This window comes from Halobellus salinus (genome assembly GCF_014646875.1).
Taxonomy (GTDB): Archaea; Halobacteriota; Halobacteria; order Halobacteriales; family Haloferacaceae; genus Haloquadratum; species Haloquadratum salinum.
Genome location: NZ_BMOC01000018.1, coordinates 17,694 through 38,538 on the forward strand (window position 1 = coordinate 17,694; position 20,845 = coordinate 38,538).

At 66.8% G+C, this 20,845-nt stretch carries 18 protein-coding genes and 2 pseudogenes; 3 read left to right on the top strand and 17 right to left on the bottom strand.

The genetic code is table 11. From position 1 onward, the window contains the following. The first annotated feature begins 268 nt into the window (after window positions 1-268). Entirely contained in the window at window positions 269-982 is a 714-nt protein-coding gene (locus IEX72_RS12635; RefSeq protein WP_229663833.1) for an HAD family hydrolase, read from the top strand. Window positions 983-986: 4 nt separating this feature from the next. On the opposite strand, the gene IEX72_RS12640 is transcribed toward IEX72_RS12635, so the two are convergent. From IEX72_RS12640 to IEX72_RS12650, 3 genes are all read right to left on the bottom strand, one after another. Then, window positions 987-2,531, bottom strand: coding sequence for a sulfatase (locus tag IEX72_RS12640; protein WP_188787898.1), 1,545 nt, complete (start codon window positions 2,529-2,531; stop codon window positions 987-989). 114 nt (window positions 2,532-2,645) lie between these two features. Then, on the bottom strand, window positions 2,646-3,008 hold the full coding sequence (locus tag IEX72_RS12645) for a NifU family protein (protein WP_188787900.1): 363 nt from the start codon (window positions 3,006-3,008) through the stop codon (window positions 2,646-2,648). 206 nt (window positions 3,009-3,214) lie between these two features. Next, window positions 3,215-3,538 carry a DUF5783 family protein gene (locus IEX72_RS12650; RefSeq protein ID WP_188787902.1) on the bottom strand — a complete coding sequence of 108 codons (324 nt, stop codon included), beginning with the start codon at window positions 3,536-3,538 and terminating at the stop codon, window positions 3,215-3,217. 107 nt (window positions 3,539-3,645) lie between these two features. Here IEX72_RS12650 and IEX72_RS12655 point away from each other — a divergent pair, with 107 nt between their 5' ends. Beyond that, window positions 3,646-4,734: a CNNM domain-containing protein gene (locus tag IEX72_RS12655; RefSeq protein ID WP_188787904.1), complete on the top strand. Its 1,089-nt coding sequence runs from the start codon at window positions 3,646-3,648 to the stop codon at window positions 4,732-4,734. Between the two features lie 497 nt (window positions 4,735-5,231). On the opposite strand, the gene IEX72_RS12660 is transcribed toward IEX72_RS12655, so the two are convergent. Next, entirely contained in the window at window positions 5,232-6,581 is a 1,350-nt protein-coding gene (locus IEX72_RS12660) for an IS4 family transposase (protein WP_188787906.1), read from the bottom strand. 78 nt (window positions 6,582-6,659) lie between these two features. On the opposite strand from IEX72_RS12660, the pseudogene IEX72_RS12665 reads away from it, so the two are divergent. Continuing rightward, window positions 6,660-7,141: pseudogene (locus tag IEX72_RS12665) on the top strand (zinc ribbon domain-containing protein); the annotation flags it as partial. A gap of 553 nt (window positions 7,142-7,694) precedes the next feature. On the opposite strand, the gene IEX72_RS12670 reads toward IEX72_RS12665, so the two are convergent. From IEX72_RS12670 to IEX72_RS12730, 13 genes and pseudogenes are all read right to left on the bottom strand, one after another. Then, a complete protein-coding gene (locus tag IEX72_RS12670; protein ID WP_188787909.1) occupies window positions 7,695-8,729 on the bottom strand; it encodes a metal ABC transporter permease in 1,035 nt (344 codons plus the stop codon). Beyond that, complete coding sequence (locus IEX72_RS12675) at window positions 8,729-9,466, bottom strand: metal ABC transporter ATP-binding protein (protein WP_188787911.1); 738 nt, start codon at window positions 9,464-9,466, stop codon at window positions 8,729-8,731. The genes IEX72_RS12670 and IEX72_RS12675 overlap by 1 nt, the downstream gene beginning before the upstream one ends. A 77-nt stretch (window positions 9,467-9,543) precedes the next feature. Beyond that, window positions 9,544-10,626, bottom strand: a pseudogene (locus tag IEX72_RS12680) (metal ABC transporter substrate-binding protein); the annotation flags it as partial. 129 nt (window positions 10,627-10,755) lie between these two features. After that, window positions 10,756-12,210: a DHH family phosphoesterase gene (locus IEX72_RS12685; protein ID WP_188787914.1), complete on the bottom strand. Its 1,455-nt coding sequence runs from the start codon at window positions 12,208-12,210 to the stop codon at window positions 10,756-10,758. Between the two features lie 56 nt (window positions 12,211-12,266). Continuing rightward, the gene (locus IEX72_RS12690; protein ID WP_188787916.1) at window positions 12,267-13,028 is read right to left on the bottom strand and encodes a uroporphyrinogen-III synthase; all 762 of its coding nucleotides are present in this window, start codon (window positions 13,026-13,028) and stop codon (window positions 12,267-12,269) included. Continuing rightward, entirely contained in the window at window positions 13,025-13,834 is an 810-nt protein-coding gene (cobA, locus tag IEX72_RS12695; RefSeq protein WP_188787918.1) for a uroporphyrinogen-III C-methyltransferase, read from the bottom strand. Before cobA ends, IEX72_RS12690 begins: the two co-directional genes overlap by 4 nt. Before the next feature lie 2 nt (window positions 13,835-13,836). Next, entirely contained in the window at window positions 13,837-14,943 is a 1,107-nt protein-coding gene (gene hemC / locus IEX72_RS12700; RefSeq protein WP_188787921.1) for a hydroxymethylbilane synthase, read from the bottom strand. Window positions 14,944-15,022: 79 nt separating this feature from the next. Next, window positions 15,023-15,634, bottom strand: a complete 612-nt coding sequence (locus IEX72_RS12705; protein WP_188787923.1) for a hypothetical protein — start codon at window positions 15,632-15,634, stop codon at window positions 15,023-15,025. A 69-nt stretch (window positions 15,635-15,703) separates the two neighbouring features. Further along, window positions 15,704-17,080, bottom strand: a complete 1,377-nt coding sequence (gene hemL / locus IEX72_RS12710; RefSeq protein WP_188787925.1) for a glutamate-1-semialdehyde 2,1-aminomutase — start codon at window positions 17,078-17,080, stop codon at window positions 15,704-15,706. 75 nt (window positions 17,081-17,155) lie between these two features. Next, the gene (locus IEX72_RS12715) at window positions 17,156-17,920 is read right to left on the bottom strand and encodes a CPBP family glutamic-type intramembrane protease (RefSeq protein ID WP_188787927.1); all 765 of its coding nucleotides are present in this window, start codon (window positions 17,918-17,920) and stop codon (window positions 17,156-17,158) included. 262 nt (window positions 17,921-18,182) lie between these two features. Further along, window positions 18,183-18,641 carry a universal stress protein gene (locus IEX72_RS12720; RefSeq protein ID WP_188787929.1) on the bottom strand — a complete coding sequence of 153 codons (459 nt, stop codon included), beginning with the start codon at window positions 18,639-18,641 and terminating at the stop codon, window positions 18,183-18,185. Window positions 18,642-18,890: 249 nt separating this feature from the next. Continuing rightward, a complete protein-coding gene (locus tag IEX72_RS12725) occupies window positions 18,891-19,250 on the bottom strand; it encodes a P-II family nitrogen regulator (RefSeq protein ID WP_188787931.1) in 360 nt (119 codons plus the stop codon). Beyond that, entirely contained in the window at window positions 19,243-20,643 is a 1,401-nt protein-coding gene (locus IEX72_RS12730) for an ammonium transporter (RefSeq protein ID WP_188787933.1), read from the bottom strand. Before IEX72_RS12730 ends, IEX72_RS12725 begins: the two co-directional genes overlap by 8 nt. Between the last annotated feature and the right edge of the window lie 202 nt (window positions 20,644-20,845).

Here is a 20,845-nt window from a genome sequence, read left to right on the forward strand (position 1 = left end):
GCAGTTCCCGACCGACACGAGTGCGTGTTTCGTTACGCGATAGCCGGCCGGCAAGCCGCCCTCGGATGAGAGTCCCGCGAGTGAAACGAGCGGGCGGGACATCGATGGGCGCGCCGCGTCTGTCGAACGACACCGGGCCCCTCGAGTCGAGACCGCGGGGGTTTCGGAGGTCGTCTCCCCTTCCGTGTGTACCGACTCCACTCCGAACTGCGCAGTATCCGACGCGCGGAGCGAGGATATATTCGCCTCGGCACCGAATCGTAGGGCAGTGACCGGAAGTCGAGACGGCGGGATGGATGGAGACACCGCGACCGACAGCAGCGCTGCGGAGTTCGCGGTGCTGTTCGACATGGACGGCGTCCTGCTGCGGGGCCGTGGCACCGATCCGGCGGTCCACGCCCGGGCGCTCGACGACGTGCTCGAAGCGCGCGGGATGGAACTCGCCGAGGAACACCGCGCGGCACTGTCAATGTATGAGTACACAGACGCGTTCGTTGAGGCCTGTACGGACGTCGGCGTCGACCCTGGGGTGTTCTACACGGCTCGCGAAGAGCGCAGTGCGGCGCGCACCGTCGAGCACGCCGCCGGCCGCGACCTCTTCGACGACGTCGACGCGCTGGGTCGGCTCCCGGAGCGGGCGGCGGTCGGCCTCGTCAGCAACAACTACCACCGGACGGTTGAGTTCGTTGTCGACACCTTCGGGCTCACAGCCTTCGATATCGCCCGCGGCCGCGAACTCGGCCCCGTGGGGTTCAGCCGGCGGAAACCCGAGCCGTACTACCTCGAAGAGGCGCTCGGGGACCTCGGTGCGACGGACGGCATATACGTCGGTGACCGCGAGACCGACATCGTCGCGGCCCATCGCGCCGGGCTGGACAGCGTGTTCGTCCGTCGAGAGCACAACACCGACGTCGAACTCGGCGTCGAACCGACAGTCGAGGTCAACGGGTTGGCCGAGGTCGTCGACGTGGTCTGCGAGTAGCCGGTCACTCCAGATAACCGAGGTTCCGGAGCCGCTTTTGGGCCTCGTCGTCCATCTCCTCGACCGCATCGTCGGAGACATCGTCGGCGAGTGCGTCGGTCCACGCCCCGCCGGTCGCGGACTCGAACGCCGACAGCACCGACTCCGTCTCCGCAACCGTGGGGTCGTCGCCGTCCGCAAGGGTGTCGGTCTCGCCCGGATCCCTGTCAAGCCGGTAGGCCTCGTCGTCGATCCGGTCGATCCGGATGTACTTCGCGTCGACCCGGCGCGCCGCGCGCATCCGGGCGTAAAACCGGGAGTCGGCCGGGAGGTCGATTCCGGCAGCGGCGGCCTTCTCTTCGAGTTGGGTCAGCTCCACCACCGGCCGGGAGTACTCCACAAACGCGTACGCGCCGTCGCCGCGCTGGCCGGGGTCGCGGTCGGACGCAGGGAGGCCGTCGAACGCGCGGTAGTCGTCGGCGACCAGCGACCGTGTCGGATCCGGCGGAACCGCGCCGTCGACCGTTGCGGGGTCGTCGCTCGACACGCCCAGGGCGTCGAGAACGGTGTGGTACAGGTCCAGAAGCTCCACTTGATCCCCGCGCCGGTCGGCGTCCAGGTCGGGGTGTTTGACCAGCAGCGGGACGTTGATCAGGGGGTCGTAGACGCAGAATTCGTGACCGTAGAGGTCGTGTTCGCCGTGCAGTTCGCCGTGGTCCGCACACACCACAACCATCGTGTCGTCCCACCTCCCCTCCGCCTTCAGCCAGTCGAACAGCCGCCCGAGCTGGTCGTCGATGTGGGCGATCTCGGCGTCGTAGAGCCCGCGGATAGCGTCCCACTCGTCGTCGTCGATGTCGCGGGCACCCGAGTTGTACTCCTTGGAGTTTTGACACACGGTTTCGGAATCGACGCCGGGCGCGAACTCCGCGGCGAACTCCTCGGGCGGGTGGTACGGCAGGTGGGCGTCCATGAGGTTGATGAACGCAAAGGATCGGTCCGCGTCGTTGACGAACGCCATCGTCCGGTCGATCACCGCGGGCGTCTTCGAGTCAGCTGTGCCGCCGCCGGCGAGGTACTCGTGGGCAGTGTTGCCGAGGCTCACGAGTTTGTCCGCGACCGCCCGGAGCGACTCGTTGTCGTTCATGGTCTTCCACGCGCGGGCCAGCGGCCCCGACAGGAACTCTCCGGGCATGATCTCAAAGAAGTTGTCATACTCATCGAACCCGTCTGTGAGGTGGGTATACGGGGTGATCCACGCGTTCGAGGAGTAGCAGGCGGTGTCGTACCCCGCCGCCGACAACGTCTCCGCGAGCGTGGTCGCACCCTCCAGGTAGGGGTTCTCCTGGTCGGCGCCGTGCTGGGACGGATAACGGCCGGTGAAAAGCGAGGCGTGAACCGGGAGCGTCCAGGGGGCGGGCGCGACCGCCTGGTCGAAGACCGTCGCTTCCGCGGCGAAGTCGGCGAGGTTCGGCGTCGTCGGACGGTCGTACCCGTACGGTGTCAGCCGGTCCTTCCGGACCGTATCCATCACCACGAAGAGGACGTTTTCGGGCGACTCCGTGCTCATACCCACCCCTCGCGGCGACGAAGGCAAAGAGCCACCGGTCCCGAGTCGACAGGTCAAACACTCACGGGAGGAGGAGTCGCAAGAACGGGATCTTCGGGAGCGCTGGCGTCCCGCTCAGAACGGTGCCTGCGGCCCTTCGTCGCTGCCGGCATCATCTGTGGTCTCGCCGGGGAACGAGGGGGACATCCCGCCCTCGTCGTGGCCGCCACCGCCGCCCATCCCGGTGTCGGCGTGGACCGTCTCGATCTCGGGGATCTCCTTGACCATCCGGCTTTTGATCGCCTGGATCGTCATCGGGGAGATGCCGCACCCCGAACACGCGCCGCCGAGCATGATCGTGACCTCGCCGTCCTCGCGGTCGAGGTGCTGGATCGCGGCGGAGCCGCCGTGCATCTGGATCTGTGGGAAGTTCCGGCGCAGGAAGTTCGTGATCCGCTCTTTGAGGTCGTCGTCGCCACGTGCAGTGTCAGCACTCATACGACACAGTTCGGCGGCAACGGGCTTAGACCTTTGGTTCGGTGTGATCGGTAGTGTTCGGATAAGCTGGTGACCCTGTGACCACCTCGAAAGCCCCCGTTCAGTCCCGCCCACATCGGCTGGCTAACCGGCCGCCGCCGGCCGGGGCTCTCGAGGTGTCTCCAGTCGCACCGCCCTACTCTGAACACTGCCGGTGTGATCCCGCCTCACTCCCCGTCGGCCACCCCGAATACGTTCCGAAGCTGTTCGCGGAGTTCCTCGACGTAGGCATCGAGTGCTGCCGACAGCTTCTCGTCGTCAACGACGATTGCGGTCACCCGGTCGGCGGGGTCATCGGGGAGTTCGATCCGGAACGCCCCGTCGTCGTAGAACGGTTCCGACTCGTTGAGGATCTGCTGGTCGATCGCGTGGATCAGTTCCGAACCGTACCGCTCGCTCATCGCCTCGAAGGCGTTCTTGTACGCGCGCTGGAGCTCAGGAAAGTAGTGGACGTACTTGTCCTCAAACCGCTCGGGGTCGAACTCGGTCATACGTGTACGTGGCCGGCGCCGGTACAAACCGGTTTTGTCCGGGAGCCGGACCGGGCGGCCCGGTGCGCGTCGCTGCATACTTGATTCGGCCGGCTGATCAACGGGGTATGAACGGCCTCGAAGTCGCCCTCCGGCTTCTCGCCGGGGTCGGATTGATTCTGGCGAACGGCTTCTTCGTCGCCATCGAGTTCGGGCTCACCCGGGTGCGGCAGTACGCCGAATCGGAGTTCGACGAACCGGGGCTCCGCCGAGGGTGGGAGATGACCGACGACTTGGAGATCTACCTCACGAGCTGTCAGGTGGGCATCACCGCCTCTAGCATCGCGGTCGGGATCGTGGCCGAACCCGCGTTAGCGTCGCTGTTCGAGCCATACTTCCAGGCAACGGCACTGGCGTCGGTCGGCGCCGGCGGGATCGTCGCCTTCCTCATCATCAACCTCCTCCACCTCACCCACGGCGAACAGACGCCCACATACCTCGGCGTTGAGCGCTCGAAATTCGTGGTCCGGTACGGCGCCACCCCGTTGTACTGGTTCGCGAAAGCCATCGCCCCGATCATCGCGATCGGCGACGGGGTGGCGAAGGCGACGCTCAAACTGTTCGGCGTGGATATGACTGGCGCGTGGCTGGGCGCCGAGACCGACTCCATCGAGACGCGGGCGGACCTCCGGCACGAACTCGGGTCGGTACTCGACCGCGGCGACGTGCCAGAAGACCGGCGCGAGGAGGTTATCAATGCTCTGGCCGTGGGTGATCGGGCGGTCCGGGAGGTTATGACACCCGTCGGCGAGGTGGTGTTTCTGTCCACCCAGGAGTCGATGTCGGAGAACCTCCGCCGAATCGGATCCAACCCCCACACCCGGCTGCCGCTGGTCGGGGCGGAACCGTCGGACTTCCGCGGGATCGTCTACGTCCCCAGTGTGATCGACCACATCGACGACCTCCGGGAAGGGGACGCAACGTTCGGCGATATTGCGGCGCCGCCGATGACGCTGTCCGATTCAACGCCGATCAGCGAGGTGGTCGACCGGTTCCAGGTCGAACACCAGGAACTCGCCTTGGTCGTTGACGACGGCGAGGTGGCGGGGCTGGTGACCGCGACAGACGCCTTCGAGGCGGTGGTGGGTGACCTTGAGGACCCGCTCGACACCGAACTGGGAACACAGCGGGGAGGCGGCGCCGACCCCGCGGCGTGAGGACGAACGCGTCGTCCCCCGTACAGTTCGCCGTCGGTGCTGGCGCCGTCGAGGATTCATACTGTCGGCTATAGTCGCGTGACGTATTTCGACACCCCGGGGTGTCGAAAATCTTCACGTAGTTATAGCCGACAGTATCAGGAGGGGAATCCGTGCGCTTGCATCCGGAAACCCGTACTCAGCAGGGAGCGCCAGTGCTGATCACCCCGTCCCGTTCGATGTCTGGTCCCGATACAGATGGACATTGCCCGAGGCGTGACAGTGCGTGGAACAACCCCGATTTGGTACCCGGGACCGACAGTGGCTTGTTTGTCCTCCAGTTCCCCCGAGATCCCGATTCTGTATAGCGATATAGTATATACGGCGGTCCGGCAGACGGTGAAACGCCGATCAGCGGTAGAGAACGCGGGACGCGGTTGGTGTTACACGCGCTCGCCAAGCACGTCGTTGAGCAGTGCATCGCCCACGGGGTTGGTCGCATCGCCATTCGTTCTAGTTTAGTGGCGGTCAAAGCCGAACTCACCTCGTTCAACCTGCTCACGTAACCGATCTCTGTGTGGATTTGGATTTCGTGATGCCCACAGCAACAGCTCGTCCAAATCCGGCAGTTCGTAGCCCAGCTCAATCATAAGATACAGCTGGATCAGATGAGCGTGGCGTTCAACGGCTAGCGAACAGCGACGGCGAGGGAGCCGCGACGCCGACGAGTCGGCGTCCGCGGCAGCCTCTACCTTATGCTGTCTTGTCTCAATCGACCGTAACTCATCCACGATAACACGACTCATCATCAACGAAATCGCCGCCATGATGATCAGCGCCTCGATAATGTAGGCGTCGGTCGTCTTGATCTCGTCCAAGCCGAACCGCGACTTCAACTCCTTGAACAGCAGTTCGACCTCACAGCGCGCCCGATAGAGCTGCGCGATATCGGGCGCACTGTACTCCTCACGCGCCAGATTCGTCAGATAGAGATGGTACTCTTCGCTCTCCTCATTCCGCAGCCCGACCAGTCGAAACGTCCGGGTCGAGCTGGCGCCCGACCCTCGCTTGCGATCGAACGAGAGCGTGATGCGGACATCGATCTCTTGTCGCTGCAGGTCGTCGAGGACGGCCTGCAGCGACTCCCCTTCCAGCGAGATACTGTTTCCCCGCCACGTCCGCAGTTCTTCGATGATCTCGAAGTTCGCGTCCTCCTTGACGCGGGAGACGAACCACCCGCCGTTCTGGTCGATTCGGTCGAACAACCAGAAATCGTAGAAGCCTAAATCAAGCAGTATGAGGGCGTCAGCTACCCACTCTCCGGTGGGTAGCTGACTCCGTTCGTGGGTTGTTCCATCAGTTGTACGGAACCGTGTTGGAAGACCTGTCGAGAGTGACTCCGTGAGGTGGAGCTTCAGTTCAGCTTGGTCTTCGCCAGTTGCTGCGTAGACATCAGCGGCGTCCTGGTACAGCGAAACGATGGTCGCGTCAGCAATGAGGACGTCTCGAAATCGTTCGAGACGTCCGTTCAAGTCGGTTCGTCCGGTATCGAGATTCTCGATGGCATCATCGAGAATCTCTCGAAGGAGTGCAACGAAGCCCGGTTCGAACCAGTCGTGGAATGCTGCGTAAGAGAGTTCGTCGCAGTCAGCCATCTCGACGTAGCGGTCGAGAAACGCTTGCAGAGAGCGGTCTGAGCCAGCAGCGAAGCCAAACGAGAGCGTGTAAAACAGCGCAACGATGTCGAACTTCCGCTCACGCTCAACGAGATTCGTTGCGCGAGCGCGCTCGCGCAACTCATCAGAGGGAAACGCTCTTTGAATTCGGTCAACAACTACCGAGTCCGGTGGAGAGTACACACTTCCCACCGGGTTCCTCGACCGGGTAGTTGCGACGATATCTAATCAGCAGATAGCGACAGGATTCTCCACTAAACTAGAACGGATGGTCGCATCGCCATCGGTGAGTTGAGCGATGTTCGAGAGGACGAGAACGGCGAGTCTCGGAACTGGGGGAAGCGTGGGAACAAGAAACTTCACGGGTGGGAATTCGACCGCTTCACCCGCTTGCTCGGATACAAAGCGGAAGAACACGGCATCCTCGTGAAGTACCTCGGGGTCAAGCCCCGAGACACTCGCCTTGATATTCTGTAGACCGTACAAGCAAGCGGGACACGAGCAAGACGTGTTCGTGCTGTGGTCGAAAGCGTGGTGCGAATCGTGTGAAGCGTGGATTGTACGTCTGTGAGTCGTGTGGTGCGACGATGAACGCAGACGTGGATGGAGCGGTGACTATCCGCAGAAAGATAACTCAGAGTCCTCCAACGGAGGATATGAGTAACGGTCGTTTGGCACGGCCAGTAGCTTTCCCGTTCAACCAAACCTCGGGGCGTTTCGCACCGAGCGAACAGGCGAGTTGCAAAGCTTAATATCCCAACGCTCGGGGTTCATCCAGCTTTAGCCGGAGGAGGATGTCAATTTGTGCGTGTATCATCAGGTACTTCCAACGGTCTGTTGCTGTACGGTGCGGTTTCGCTCGTCTCGGGGCTACTGGCTCCGAGTACGTGGACAACCGCGGGAGCCATTCTATGACACGCTCGTTACGGCTGTCGAGGGCAGTCAGCGTAGTCCAGCCAGTGGTACGCCCCGGAAACACTGTCGCTGATGCCGAATTCGCCGAAGAACGGACAGCGTCGCAGCCAGCGTGACCACGGACGCGTCGAGCGCGACGAACACGGCCGATGAGGCTGTCCGACGCCACCACCCCAATCTCTCCGCGCGGTGGCTCGGTCTATGGCTGGGGCTCCAACGCCGGGGTGCCTGTCGTCTTCGCTATCGGGACCGTACCCGGGGGCGGCGACCCCATCAATCGTATTTCGATATATAGAATAGGCCTACAGCGATTTCGACGTATTCCACGGAGTCCGTGAGGCGGACGCGGACCGACCATAGGAGGGACATCGACACCGCGTGAGCCGCCCGCTACTTGTCGTCTCCGCCGTCGGATGTCGCGGCCGTCGCGGCCGAGACGGCCCTGTCGGGGGTTCGTCGCCGGCGGGAGACGTATCGACGGCCCCGGACGCCGGCTTTGATCGCCGCGTAGATCCCGATCGCGACGAGGACGATGGTTCCGCCGGCGGCGATATCGTACAGATACGAGAGCGTGACCCCGGTCGTGGTCGCGAGAAGGCCGGCACAGGCCGCTGCCCCGATGGAGCGTTTGAACCCGCGGACGGACGTCGCCGCGGCGACAGGGATCACCAGCATCGCCGCGACCAGGATGACACCCATGATCTGCATCGCGCCGACGACGACGCCCGCCGTCAGCACTGCCAGCAGTTGGTTGTAGCGGGTGACGGGGAGGCCGGCGGCACGGGCGCCGACCTCGTCGAACGTCACGTAGACGAGTGGGCGGTACGCGAGGGTGACAGCGGCCGTCACCACCACACCCATCACCAGCAGGATCGCGGCGTTCGTTCGCGAAACCGTCGCGAGCGACCCGAACAGGTAGGCGTTGATCCCGACCGCGATCCCCCCATCGGTCGCGGTCACGAGCACGCTCCCGACCGCGAACGATCCCGTCAGGACGATGGCAAGGGAGGTGTCGCGGTACGCGCCGGCGTAGTCGACGAGGGTCTGCACGAGCAGCGCTGCGACGGCGGCCACGAGCAGGGCTGTCAGTAACGGCGCGACGGTGACAGAGAGCGTGGCGTTCACGAACAGTCCCGCAGCGACACCGGCGAACGCCGAGTGTGCGAGCGTATCACCGATCATCGCCACCTCCCGGTGAACCAGAAAGCTCCCGACGAGGGGGCCGATCACGGCGATGCAGAGCGCGGCCAGGTAGGCCCGCTGCATGAACGGGGACGCCAGCATATCGATCCCGCTGAGTCCGGCCAGGAGGTCGAGTCCCGCACCCCACACGTCGTCGAGGAGGAAGCGCACTATCCCGTCGACGGAGCCGACCTGGCCGAACACGGACGGAGTGGCCGGTCCGGGAGAGAGGAGTGTGGTCATCAGTGATGGTGGTGGACGAGGGACTGAGAGCCGCCGTACGCGTCGGCCAGCGCGTCGGTTTCGACGAACGTCTCGGGATCACCGTGGAAGAACAGTTCGCGGTTGAGACACGCGATCTCCGAGGCGTGTGTCGTGACGACCCCGATGTCGTGTTCGATGAGAACGATGGTGATGCCCTCGCGGTTCAGGTCGTGGAGGAGGTCGTAGAAGGCCTCGCGAGACTCGGCATCGACGCCGACGGTCGGCTCGTCGAGCGCGAGGAGGTCAGCCTTCGACGCGAGCGCCCGCGCCATGAACGCCCGTTGGCGCTGCCCGCCCGAGAGCCGGCCGATACGGCGATCGGCGAGGTCTCCGATCTCGACCCGCTGGAGCGCGGTGTCGACAGCGTCGCGATCCGCTCGTGTGAACCGGCTCGCCAGTTTGTGTGGATACCGCCCCATACGGACCGCCTCCCTGACGGTGATCGGCATCTCCCCGTTCGTGGTCGCCACGTCCTGTGGGACGAATCCGATCCGTCCGCTGTGCCTCGACTCGTGTGCGGGGTCGCCGAACAGCGTCACCGACCCGCTGTCGGGGCGGCGGAGTCCGATCATCAGCTCGAGCAGCGTCGTCTTGCCCGACCCGTTCGGCCCCACGAGGCCGAGGAACTCGCCCTCCTCGGCGTCGAGCGAGACCCGATCGACGACTGGGCGGTCGCCGTAGGAGAAGGTGGCGTCGCTGACTTCGAGGAGTGCCATTGTGCGTTGAGCGCGCGTGTTATCGTCGGGAGATTGACGCTTTTCATCACCTCGACGTAGCCCCACTCCTCGTCGTCCCACTCGTCGGTGAGTCCCGGCATCGCAGTCAGGGGCAGCACCGCCTCGGCGTCGGTCGCCTCGACGAGTTGGTCCGCGGCCTGCTGTGACTCGAGCGGATCCGCACAGATGTACTGGAGATTGTGCGTCTCGATGACGTCCTGGGCACGCTCGATGTCCCGCGGTGTCGGACGGTCGTCGGGCGAGACGTTCGTCAGCGCCTCGACTGTCACCCCGTAGCGGTCGCCGAAGTACTGTACCGAGTTGTGGCCCGCAACGAGGACGACCCCCGTCGACGCGTCGGCGACGACCGATTCGAGCCGCTTGTGGAGGGTGTCGAGTTCGTCGCGGAAGGCCTCGGCGTTCTCGGCGTACGCGTCCGCGTTGTCGGGGTCGATGTCGGCGAGTGCCTGTCGGACGTTCCCCGTTGCCGACTCGACCCGAAGTGGATCCATCCAGAAGTGGGGGTCCGCTCCGGAGCCGTGGTCGTGGCCCGTTTCGGTGTGGTCGCTGTCGTGGTGCTCTTGGGTGTGGCCGTCGTCGTGACTCTCTTGGGTGTGGCCGTCGTCGTGACTCTCTTGGGTGTGGCCGTCGTCGTGACTCTCTTGGGTGTGGCCGTCGTCGTGACTCTCTTGGGTGTGGCCGTCGTCGTGACTCTCTTGGGTGTGGCCGTCGTCGTGGCTTTTCTCGGTATTCTCACCGTCGTGACCACCACCGGCCGCCAGAAGGTCGAGTCCCGCACTCACGTCGACCGCCGACACGTCCGGACTGTCGGCTTCGAGGTCGGTTTTGATGTCGTCGACCCAGGGCTGGAAGCTGGGCATTCCGTGGACGAGCAGGTCGGCGTCGCGGATGTCCTCACGGACGCTCGGCCCGGGCTCCCACCCGTGGCCGTGCTGGCCGACCGGAACGAGCAGATCCGTCGCGGCCGCCTCGCCGGCGACGCGATCGGTGATATCGCCGAACACGAAGAAGGATGCCCGCGCTGTCGTCGTGCCCGACTCCGACCCGGAAGTGGTTCTGCTGCCTGTACACCCGGCGAGTATCCCCGTCCCCGCCGTCCCCGCAGCCATAGACAACAGCTGCCGCCTGGAGAGTTTCATCTGTAGATATTAAATTTGGATGTGGATATAATAACCTTACCATTAGATACTAGTACAGTTATTAAATCGGGCGTTCGGAGGTCGGTGGGCCGGCGGAGCCGAGTCGAGTGCACCAACCGCCTCCGGAGTTCACCCGTCGGACACCTGTTCACCGACGATTCGGTCGGCCTCGGCGACGAACTCCGACCGGGTCCCCGATGGGATGGTCGCGCCGGCCGCGACGTCGTGTCCGCCGCCGTCGCCGCCGACCGCGCGGGAAGCGTCGCGCATCACCGCCGACAGGTCCAGTCCCTTCCGGACGAGGGTGTGGGTCCCGCGGGCGCTGACTTTCACCTCGTCGTCGGACGTCTCGGCGAACGCGAGGATCGGGATGTCGCCCCGGATCTCGGAGGTTCCGACAGCCATCCCCGCCACGATGCCGACGATGGTTTCGCGGATTCGCGTGCCGGCGTCGAACCACTGCACGTTGGTCTCGACGGTCGTGCCCTCAGAGGTGACCCACTCGATGCCCTCCGAGAGGTTCCGGCGGTGGTTCCGGAGGAGTGTCCGCGCCCGGTCGAGCGCGTCGTCGCGGTCGCCGAGACACACCGCGAGACCGACGTCCGCACGTTCGTACCGGGCGGTCGCGTTCAGGAGCGTGGAGAACTCGCTGACGTCTCTGAGCTCCGTTCCGGGCTCTTCGTCGGTCAGCGTATAGGTGGTGCCGACCAGGTCGTCGATACGGGCTGCGGGGACGCCGGAGGCGATTGCGCGCTTCACCAGCCCGCTCGCGACGGTCTGGCGCTCGGCCATCGTGAGGTCGACCCACCGGCGCCACTCGCCGTCATCTTGCAACTCCAGATCCAACCCAGAGAGAAACTCCACCGCGCCCGCTTGGTCGTTCGTGATCCCCGGGATCCGGACGTCGCTGGCGTACTCCAGAAGCTTCGGGAGCGGTCGGGTCTGGCGACCGTAGACGAGCAGGTCCGTCGCCTCCTCAACGACGCCGGCGGCGACGCCCTCATCGACGATCCGCTGGTTCGCGCCCGAGAGCCCACCGTCGGTGGCCTGCATGTCACCGGTCGCCCCGACGACCGCCAACCCCGCGAGGTCGCGGTTGTCGCCGCCGGGGGGTTCGAGTGCGCGGGCGAGGGCGTAACTCGCGCCGGCCCCGGAGAGTTCCGACGCGCCGTCGAGCCCGAACAACAGCGGGTTGAGGTGGTGATCGGGGTCGTCGCTCCCGTCGGGGAGCTCCGCGGGCTGGTGGTGGTCGACGACGACGGGCGTGAACGCCCCGGCGTCAGCGTAGGGGGCGATCAGGTCGAGTTGACCGCTCCCGAAGTCGGTGAAGAGTACCGTCCCGTGGTCGGTCGCTGCGATCCGCTCGATCTCGCTGGCGTCCAACTGCTTCGCGAACACGGTCTCGAAGGGGATCTCCGCCCGCCGGAGCGCCGTCGCCGCGACGGCGGCGCTCGTCAACCCGTCGGCGTCGATGTGCGAGGCCAGGAGGACGGAATCGGCGTCACGGAGCCGGTCCGCGCACGCCGCCGCCCGTTCGCGGAGCGCCGGGACGGGCCCGTCGGTGGTCGTCGTGTCCGCGCTCATACCCGACGGTGGGTCGTTCTCGGATTTAAATCCACGTTCGGGTTGGCCCCGGAGCCTCACTCGTGATACGTCGGCGCCGCTTCCTCCACGACCGCGGTCGCAAGCGCCTCAAACGTCGCGTTCTCGGGGACGACGTCGACCCGGATCCCGTAGTCGGCCGCGGTCGCCCGGGTCGGCTCGCCGATGGCGCCGACGATCGCCCGGTTCAGCCCCCCGACGGCTTCCTCGCGGACGCCGCGCTCGTCGGCCGCGTCGAGGAAGTTCTCGACGGTGAGCGAGGAGGTGAAACAGACTGCGTCGAGTTCGCCGCCCGCCGCCATCACCGTCGACTGGCCGGCGCCCTCGGGGCTGTCGAGGCGGTAGAGGACGGTCTCGGTGACCTCGGCACCGGCGTCTGCGAGCCCGTCGGTCAGGGTGTCGCTGCCGTGGTCGCTGCGAGCGACCGCGACGCGCTTGCCGCCGACGTCGTCGTCGAGCGCCGCGACGAGTCCGGACGAGGAGTACTCCTCCGGAACCAGATCGACCGTCCACCCCGTGTCTCGGGCCGCGGCAGCGGTCTTGGGGCCGATACACGCCAGGGTGGCGTCACCCGGCGACCACCCCACGTCGGCGAGGAGTTCGACGCCGGTCTTGCTGGTGAGGACGACGACAGCGGGATCCGATCTGGAGTCGGCGTCACCGGGGACCGCACCAGTTGACTCGACCGCGAGCATCGGGTCCGGGACCGGCGTCGCGCCCAGCGAGTCGAGCAGTTCCACGGCCGCCGCCATCCGCTCATCGTCGGGGCGAAAGACCGCGACGCGGACATCCCGGGTCACGCGTCGGTCGCCCCCGTGTCGCCGTCCGGGCGGTCACGCAGGAACTCGAGCACCCGCTTGCGGGTCGCTGCGACCTCGCCGATCACGGTGATCGCGGGCGGGTTGATCCCCTCGGCGTCGCGGACCGCGACGATGTCGTCAAGCGTTCCCGTTGCGACCGTCATGCCGGGCCACGTCGCGCGCTCGACCAGCGCCACCGGAGTGTCCGGATCCATCCCGGCCGCCCGGAGCGCGGCGGTGTACTCGGGGAGTTTGCCGACACCCATCAGGACGACGATGGTGCCGCCGGTGGCCGCCAACGCGTCCCACTCGACCGCCGACTCCGTCTTCGTGGGGTCCTCGTGGCCCGTGACGAAGGAGACCGAGGAAGCGTGGTCGCGGTGGGTGACCGGGATCCCCGCGACCCCGGGACCACCGACGGCGGAGGTGATCCCGGGGACCACCTCGAAGGGGATGCCCTCGCTCGCGAGGTGTTCCATTTCCTCGCCGCCGCGGCCGAAGACGAAGGGATCGCCGCCTTTCAGCCGGACGACGTGGTTGCCCGCCCGGGCGAGTTCGACCAGGCGGTGGTTGGTGTACTCCTGTGGCGTCCACTCGCCACCGGCCCGCTTGCCGACGTCTTCCCGCTTCTCGTCGGGGATGGTGTCGAGGACCTCCGGGCCGGGGAGCTTGTCGTGGAGCACCACGTCGGCGTCGTCGAGCAGGCGCCGGGCCTTCACCGTCAGGAGTTCCGGGTCGCCGGGGCCGCTGCCGACCAGCGAAACCACCCCGACCGCGTTGTCGTCCGCTGTGGCATCGTCGCCCATCGTCACTCCTCCGCGGCCTCGCGCGCCTCGTCAATCAGGTCGGCGGCGCCGCGATCCGCGAGCGACGCTGCGAACGACGCGGCCGCACTCACGTGGTCGTCGACCGGGAGGTCCCGTTTGTCGGCGACCTCCCGCGCCCCGTCCCCGGAGAGCACTCGGGCGGTCACGTGGACGTACGACCCCTGGAGGGTGGCGTAGACGCCGATCGGCGCGATGCACCCGCCACCGAGCTCCGAGAGCACCGTCCGCTCGACGGTGGTCTCGACCCGGGTTCGCGGGTGATCCACCGACTCACGAACCCGGTCGACGGCGTCGCCATCGTCACGAGTTGTGACCGCGATCGCGCCTTGGCCGGGCGACGGGACGAACGTGGTTGGGTCGAGCCGCTCGTACTCGAGTCGATGGAGGAGGCCGGACCGCCGGAGCCCAGCCTCCGCGAGCACGATCGCGTCGTACTCGGTCCCGGCGTCGCGTTCGAGCGCGCGACGCTCGATCTCCGCCAGTCCGTCGAACCACGCCTCGACCGACTGGTCGAACTCGGGCGCGTCGTCAGTGTCGTCGCCCTCGTCGCCGTCCGACTCCGCTTCCTCGGCGTCGATCCGCCGCTCGTGTTCGGCCTGCAACCCCGTCGCCAACAGCTTCTCGACCCGCGTGTCGACGTTGCCGCGGAGGGGCTCGACGGTCAGATCCGGCCGCTCGGCGAGGAGTTGCGCCTTCCGTCGGAGCGACGAGGTCCCGACGACCGCGCCGTTCGGCAGTTCCGACAGCGACGCGCCGCCCGGGGTCACGAGCAGATCCGCCGCCGCCGCCCGCTCGGGCACACCCGCGACGACGAGATCCGGCGGGAAGTCAGTGGGCATGTCCTTCATCGAGTGGACCGCGGCGTCGGCGTCGGCCGCAAGCACCTCCTCGTCGAGCGCGCGGACGAACGCCCCGGTTCTGCCCAGCCGGTGGATGAGATCGTCGGTGATCCGGTCGCCGCGCGTCTCCACCTCGTGGAGTTCGACCTCGAAGCGACGGTCCACGAGCGCCTCACGGACGCTTGCGGCCTGCCGAAGCGCCAGGTCCGAACCCCGCGTCGCCAGTCGGAGGCTCCCGCGAGTAGTCATTAGCAGTGTGTCGGCGGCGACGGGTGAAAAGACCACTTCTTCGGGGTCGCCGGTCCCGCGGCGCCGCAACGTCGCCGCCTCAGGGCGTCCCGACCGCGGCGTGGCGCTTGTAGAGGTAGTAGATCGCCATCACGAAACTCAGCGTGAACGCGCTCAGCACCACCGTCGCCAGCGCGGCCAGCCCCCACACCAAGGGGTCGGGGGTCCACGACGCGTCGGAGGCTGCGACCGCGCGGGCGTCGACGTACGTCGCGATCGGAAACAGGAGCGTGAGCACCAGCCCAACGAGTCCGAGGCCGAGCACGACCACGAACAGCAACCCAACCCCGATGAGGCCGCCGTCGATCCCCAACCCGAAGCCAGCCAGCGCGACCACCGCGAACAGCACCCCGAGCACGACGCCGACAACGACGTACACCGGCACGGCGGCGATCCAGTACCACCACCGGGAGTCCACCCCCGGACGGGGGAGCAGGTCGCCGAGCGGGTCGTCGAACTCGGACGTGCCGGCGTCGTCGCCGACGCCGCCCCCGGGCGGTGTGTCCGTGTGGTCGGCGGGGCCGCCGCGCCCGGACTGCTTGTGAACGTCGCGGTCGGCGCCCGGCGTCGGGTCGGCGCCCGGCGTTGAGTCGGCGTCCCGGCCGTCCCCGTCGGGCGCGGCGGGCGGGTCGTCGCGTGGAGGGCGGGTCATACGTTCGGTTTCGCCGGTATCGTACAAAAACTCGGGGGAGTGGCGTCGCGGGATGTACGGACAGCCTCGCTACAGCACTTCTTTGTACGCCTCCAGCGTCTCCTCGATGTCCTCGTCGGTGTGGGCGTAGGAGACGAACTGCGACTCGAACTGGTTGGCGGTGAGGAAGATCTCCCGCTCTTGCATCTCCTGCCAGAAGATCCGCTCCCACCGTTCGGCTTCGGCGTCGGCGACGTCCGCGCCCGTCTTGGGGCAGTGGTCGTACTTCGCACACGACTCGCGCTGGCGACACCCCGCCTCGCAGACGTCGAGGGAGTGATCCTCGCTGTCGGCGTCGCTCCCGCTGTCGCCGTCGACGGGCGCGCCACGCCGAGTAAAGACGGTCTTGAACATCGAGTCGGTGCCGACCACCGTGTACGACGGCGCGCGGTCGGCGAGGATGTCGGTGATCCCGCGGCGGAGCCGGTCGGCGAGGCGGTTCACGTGGTCGTAGACGTCGTTCTCGGCGGCGTAGTTCAGATACTCGTACCCCGCCGCCATCGTCACCGGGTGCCCCGAGAAGGTGCCCGACTGGAACACCTCGCCGGCGGGTGTGAACTCTTCAATGATCTCCGCGCGCCCGCCGATGGCGCCCACGGGGAACCCGCCACCGACGATCTTGCCGAATGTCGTCACGTCGGGGGTTACCCCCAATTTCCCCTGGGCGCACTGGAGGCCACCGACCCGGAAGCCGGTGATGACCTCGTCGAAGATCAGGAGGGCGCCGTGGGCGTCGGTCAGCTCCCGGAGGCGTTCGTGGTAGCCGGCGACCGGGTGGACGATGCCGGTGTTCCCCAGGATCGGTTCCGTGAGGACCGCAGCGATGTCGTCGCCGTGGGCCTCGAAGACGTCCTCGACGGCGCCGGCGTCGTTGAACGGAACCGGGATGGTGTGCTCGGCGAACGACGATGGGATGCCGGGAGAACTCGGCATCGCCCCCTCGGGGTCACCCTCCACCAGCGTCGACTCCTGGGCGCCGTGGTAGCCACCCTGCATCACCACGATCTTTTCGCGGCCGGTGTAGCCGCGAGCGAGCCGCACCGCCGACACCGTCGCCTCGGTCCCGGAGTTCACGAATCTGGTCATCTCGACAGAGGGAACGTGGCGAGCGACGAACTCCGCGAGTTCGACTTCGACCTCGGTCGGGGCACCGTACATCGGCCCCTCGGAGGCGTACGACTGGACCGCCGCCTGGACCGGGTCCGGCGGGTCGTGACCGTACAACAGCGGGCCGTACCCCATCACGTAATCGAGGTAGCGGTTCCCGTCGGCGTCAACGACGTAGGCGCCATCACCGTGGTCGATGAAGAACGGGTACGGGCGTGTTGCCCGCACAGAGGAGTTGACACCGCCGGGGATGACCGACAACGCCCGATCGTACAGCGCCCGCGACTCGTTGTGGTTCATACGCGGTGGTTCGACCGAGCGTCAAAAGGGCTTGTTGCTTCGGACGGGGGGATGGGACACCCCGATACCGGCCGGTCACTCGCCGTCGAGCCACCGGACCGCGGCCGACGCCTCCTCGTCCGTGCCGGAGTCGCCGTCGCCCGACCGCGACGCGAACCGGTCGGCGAGCAGGAGGGCCACGGCGTCGTGGAGCGCGTGAATCGCGATCAGCACGGGCAACGACCGGAACTGGAGGTACAGCAGGGTCGTCACCAGCGCGGGTTGGGCGATCCGGGCGACCGCGTGGCGGTCCCAGGTGTCGCCGAGGTGGCCGACTGCGAACGCCGCAAACCCCACCCCGCCGGCGAGCGGTGCGCTCCCGGTGAGCGCGAGCAGTCGCTCGATCGCGTACCCGTGAAACGCGGCTTCCTCGGTCGCGCCGGCGGTGACCGCGACGAACAGGCGCTCGGGGACCGATAGCGCCGCGAACGCCCCCAGCCCCGCAGCGAGGCTGTCGCCGCGGTCGCCGACGCGGGCCCACACGGGCGCCGACAGGACGTTCAGCCCCACCAGCACAGCCACCCCGACCCCGACCTGTTGGAGCGCGACCGCCGGCGACTCGATCCGCCACCCGATCCACGCGAGCGAGCGGCCCTCGGCGGCGAGCAGGGCGAGAAGACACACCGGGATTGCCCACTTCCAGGCGTGTTCCCGGAGGTCGGTCGCGGCGGGGCGCGTGCGCTCGGCGGACCGCGCGGAGTCGGGGCGCCGCGCCCGGATCGCCCGGCGTGCGCGGTTGAGCAGGCGGAACCCGACGAGCGCGACCACGAGGCCGGCGGCGGTGAACGGAGTGAGTTCCACACCGGGAGTCGCGGCTCCCTGTGGTTTGTTTCTGTTCGTCCGCGCGCGGTCGGTCACGCTGGGGAGCGCGCCCCCCAGTCCCGCCGTTCGGCCGTGTCGCTCGGTCGTTGCGGCGGCCCGGAGGGGTGGCCCATCCGGGCTCGGGGTCGGTTAGACGCCCTCGTGGGGGCGCTCTCGCCAGGCGGCAGCGGGTCGGTTGGCCACCGATCGCCCGAACGCTGCCGCGGTGTCGAACCGCGCCAGGAGGTTGTCGCCGACAGCGTCACTCCGCGCGGACGAAGGTGACCGGGCAGGGGGCGTTCAGCATCACGTCCTGGGCGGTGGAGCCAAAGACCGCCTTTCCGGTGGGCGACCGGCGGCGGCCGCCGACCACCAGCAGGTCCGCGCCGAGGTCCGACGCGGCCGTGACGATCTCGCCGCCCTGGTTGCCCGCGTCGCTGATTCGGCCGTGCCAAGAGTGCGTGAGCCCCGCGGCGTCCACGGCGTCGCCGAGTTTTCGGATCGTCACGTGTCGTTTTGCGACCTCGTCGGGCGAGACCTCGTCGGCGGCGTCGATGTCGAGTTGGCCGCGGATCCGGTCGTACTCGTCGGTCTCGAAGACGTGAACCAGCCTGATCGTCGCCCCTGCCGGCCCCGCGAGGTCGGTTGCGGCCTCGACGATCTCCTCCAGTCTGTCCTCGTCGCCGCTCCCGACCGCAACAACCACTGTGTCGAGTCCCATACCACCGATTTATCCGCCCATAATACATAAAATCGGGAGGTGGTCGCCCTCCGGCAAGCGGGTCCGATCGCGGTCGGCTGCGCTGACGCCGACCGGGAAGCAAGCCGCGAGCGGAGGGTTCCGAGGTTCGCTCGCACTGAGAGTACTCGGTATCAGGGTTGATCTCGACGGTGTCACCGGTGAGAAAACAGTGCCGCGCGTCCGGACGCCGAGCGCCGGGGTGTCGCCTCTCAAACGGCCGACGGGGCGTTAGACCGCGTCGGGGCCGGTGTTGCCGGTTCGGATCTGCTGTGCGGACTCCACCGGGAGCACGAACACCTTCCCGTCGCCTTTTTCCCCCGTCTGGGCACCCTCGGCGATCGCATCGACGACGTCTTCGGCGGGAATATCGGCGACCACACACTCGATTTTTACTTTCTCGTGGAGGTCAACGGTGTACTCTTCGCCGCGCCACTGCCCTTTTTTCGCGGGCTGTGAGCCCCGCCCCGATACGTTCGTCACCGTCAGCGAGGGTGCCCCCGCTTCCGCGAGTGACTCTTTGACGTCCGCGAGTTTGTCCGGCCGGATGTACCCCATCACGAGTTTGATTTCGGTGCTGTCGTTACTCATCGGTGGTCACCTCCGCGTCCGCGACGGGCTCCCCGCCGTCGGTCTGGACGTCGCCGCCGTCGGTGGCGATACCCTCGCGGTTCTGGTTCGGAACGAATTCGGGGTAGACCGACACTCCGTGTTCGCTCTGGTCGAGGCCTTCCTCCTCTTCCTCCTCGGAGACGCGGAGCCCGAAGAGGACATCCGCGATCTTGAACGCCGCGATGGTGGCGAGGACCGTCCACGTGCCAACGACCGCGACGCCGACGACCTGCATAACTACCTGGTCAACGCCGAGGAACGTGTACCCGCCGGAGGCGGTGACGCCGAAGAACGGGATCAGGATGGTCCCGATCGCGCCCGCAGAGCCGTGGACCGCGAAGACGCCACACACGTCGTCGATCTTCAGCGAGTCGACCACCCACCGGTAGGTCGGCAGGACCAGGGCGCCGGCGATGCCGCCGAGGATGACGCCGCCCCACCACGTGACGTGCGGGACCGCGCCGGTGACCGCGACGAGACCGGCGAGCAGCCCGTTTGCGGCCCACAGCGGGTCGGGCTTACCCTGCCAGGCGGAGGACACGAGCATGGCAGCGATGCCGCCCGCACCCATCCCGAGCGTGGTGTTCAACACGACCTGTCCGAGCGCGCCGCCGTTGAACGCGACCGCGCCGTCGCTGGCCGCGAGCACAGTCGCCTGGGTGCCGACGTTAAAGCCGTACCACCCGAACGCCAGGAACAGCGTGCCGAGGACGGCCAAGAGCATAGAGTGGCCCGGGATCGCCTGTGAGTCACCGTTCGAGTCGAACCGGCCCGTCCGCGGGCCGACCATCTTCGCGCCGACCAAGCCGGCCATCCCGCCGCACATGTGGACGATGGTCGCGCCGGCGAAGTCGAGGTAGCCGACGCCGATGATCTGACCGAGGTAGCCGGCGCCGGAGACCAGACCGCTGCCGCCCCACGCTACCCCCGGCATGGCGGGGTAGATGATCGCGGTCATGGCCGCCGCGACGAAGACGTACGCCTTGTAGCTCATCCGGCCCGCGACCGCGCCGGAGACGATCGTCGCCGCGGTCATAGCGAACACCGCGCCGAAGAACCACCCGATGTAGGCGGTCGGGTCGTTGATGTACGCGAACGCGCCGCCGATGCTGAGCGGGACGTCGGGGGTGGTCAGCATCCCGACGATCGACGTGAACGCCGCCCCCACGATGAAGAACACCAGGACGCCGAGCGTCCAGTCGGTCATGTTCTTCATGAGGACGTTCCCCACGTTCTTCGCCCGCACCTGCCCCGCCTCGAGCAGCGCGAACCCCGGCTGCATAAAGAAGATCAGGAAACAGACCACGAGGATCCAGACGTTGTTGACGCCGTTGGCAACCGCGGTCGGATCGAGCTGTAAGGGAATCACCATACAGCCACCTCACCCGATGAACGTTTGTCCGATGGTGCGCCGATTCCGCAGTGGTTTGTGGTTCGAATCACGGAGAAACGCCAGGTACTGATAGTATATAAATTTTGGAGTTGATTTCGTCCAAAATACGTTGGGGTATCCAGACGTTCGTATGATTTGGTGAATAATATTAGGTGTATAAGGTGAACGATCGCCGAACAGC

Excerpts from the sequence above, each read along its gene's own strand:
- IEX72_RS12640 (WP_188787898.1), bottom strand. The coding sequence starts at position 2,531 with ATGAGCACGGAGTCGCCCGAAAACGTCCTCTTCGTGGTGATGGATACG.
- IEX72_RS12675 (WP_188787911.1), bottom strand. The coding sequence starts at position 9,466 with ATGGCACTCCTCGAAGTCAGCGACGCCACCTTCTCCTACGGCGACCGC.
- IEX72_RS12645 (WP_188787900.1), bottom strand. The coding sequence starts at position 3,008 with ATGAGTGCTGACACTGCACGTGGCGACGACGACCTCAAAGAGCGGATC.
- IEX72_RS12650 (WP_188787902.1), bottom strand. The coding sequence starts at position 3,538 with ATGACCGAGTTCGACCCCGAGCGGTTTGAGGACAAGTACGTCCACTAC.
- IEX72_RS12670 (WP_188787909.1), bottom strand. The coding sequence starts at position 8,729 with ATGACCACACTCCTCTCTCCCGGACCGGCCACTCCGTCCGTGTTCGGC.
- IEX72_RS12705 (WP_188787923.1), bottom strand. The coding sequence starts at position 15,634 with ATGACCCGCCCTCCACGCGACGACCCGCCCGCCGCGCCCGACGGGGAC.
- hemL (WP_188787925.1), bottom strand. The coding sequence starts at position 17,080 with ATGAACCACAACGAGTCGCGGGCGCTGTACGATCGGGCGTTGTCGGTC.
- IEX72_RS12685 (WP_188787914.1), bottom strand. The coding sequence starts at position 12,210 with ATGAGCGCGGACACGACGACCACCGACGGGCCCGTCCCGGCGCTCCGC.
- hemC (WP_188787921.1), bottom strand. The coding sequence starts at position 14,943 with ATGACTACTCGCGGGAGCCTCCGACTGGCGACGCGGGGTTCGGACCTG.
- IEX72_RS12655 (WP_188787904.1), top strand. The coding sequence starts at position 3,646 with ATGAACGGCCTCGAAGTCGCCCTCCGGCTTCTCGCCGGGGTCGGATTG.
- cobA (WP_188787918.1), bottom strand. The coding sequence starts at position 13,834 with ATGGGCGACGATGCCACAGCGGACGACAACGCGGTCGGGGTGGTTTCG.
- IEX72_RS12725 (WP_188787931.1), bottom strand. The coding sequence starts at position 19,250 with ATGAGTAACGACAGCACCGAAATCAAACTCGTGATGGGGTACATCCGG.
- IEX72_RS12730 (WP_188787933.1), bottom strand. The coding sequence starts at position 20,643 with ATGGTGATTCCCTTACAGCTCGATCCGACCGCGGTTGCCAACGGCGTC.
- IEX72_RS12720 (WP_188787929.1), bottom strand. The coding sequence starts at position 18,641 with ATGGGACTCGACACAGTGGTTGTTGCGGTCGGGAGCGGCGACGAGGAC.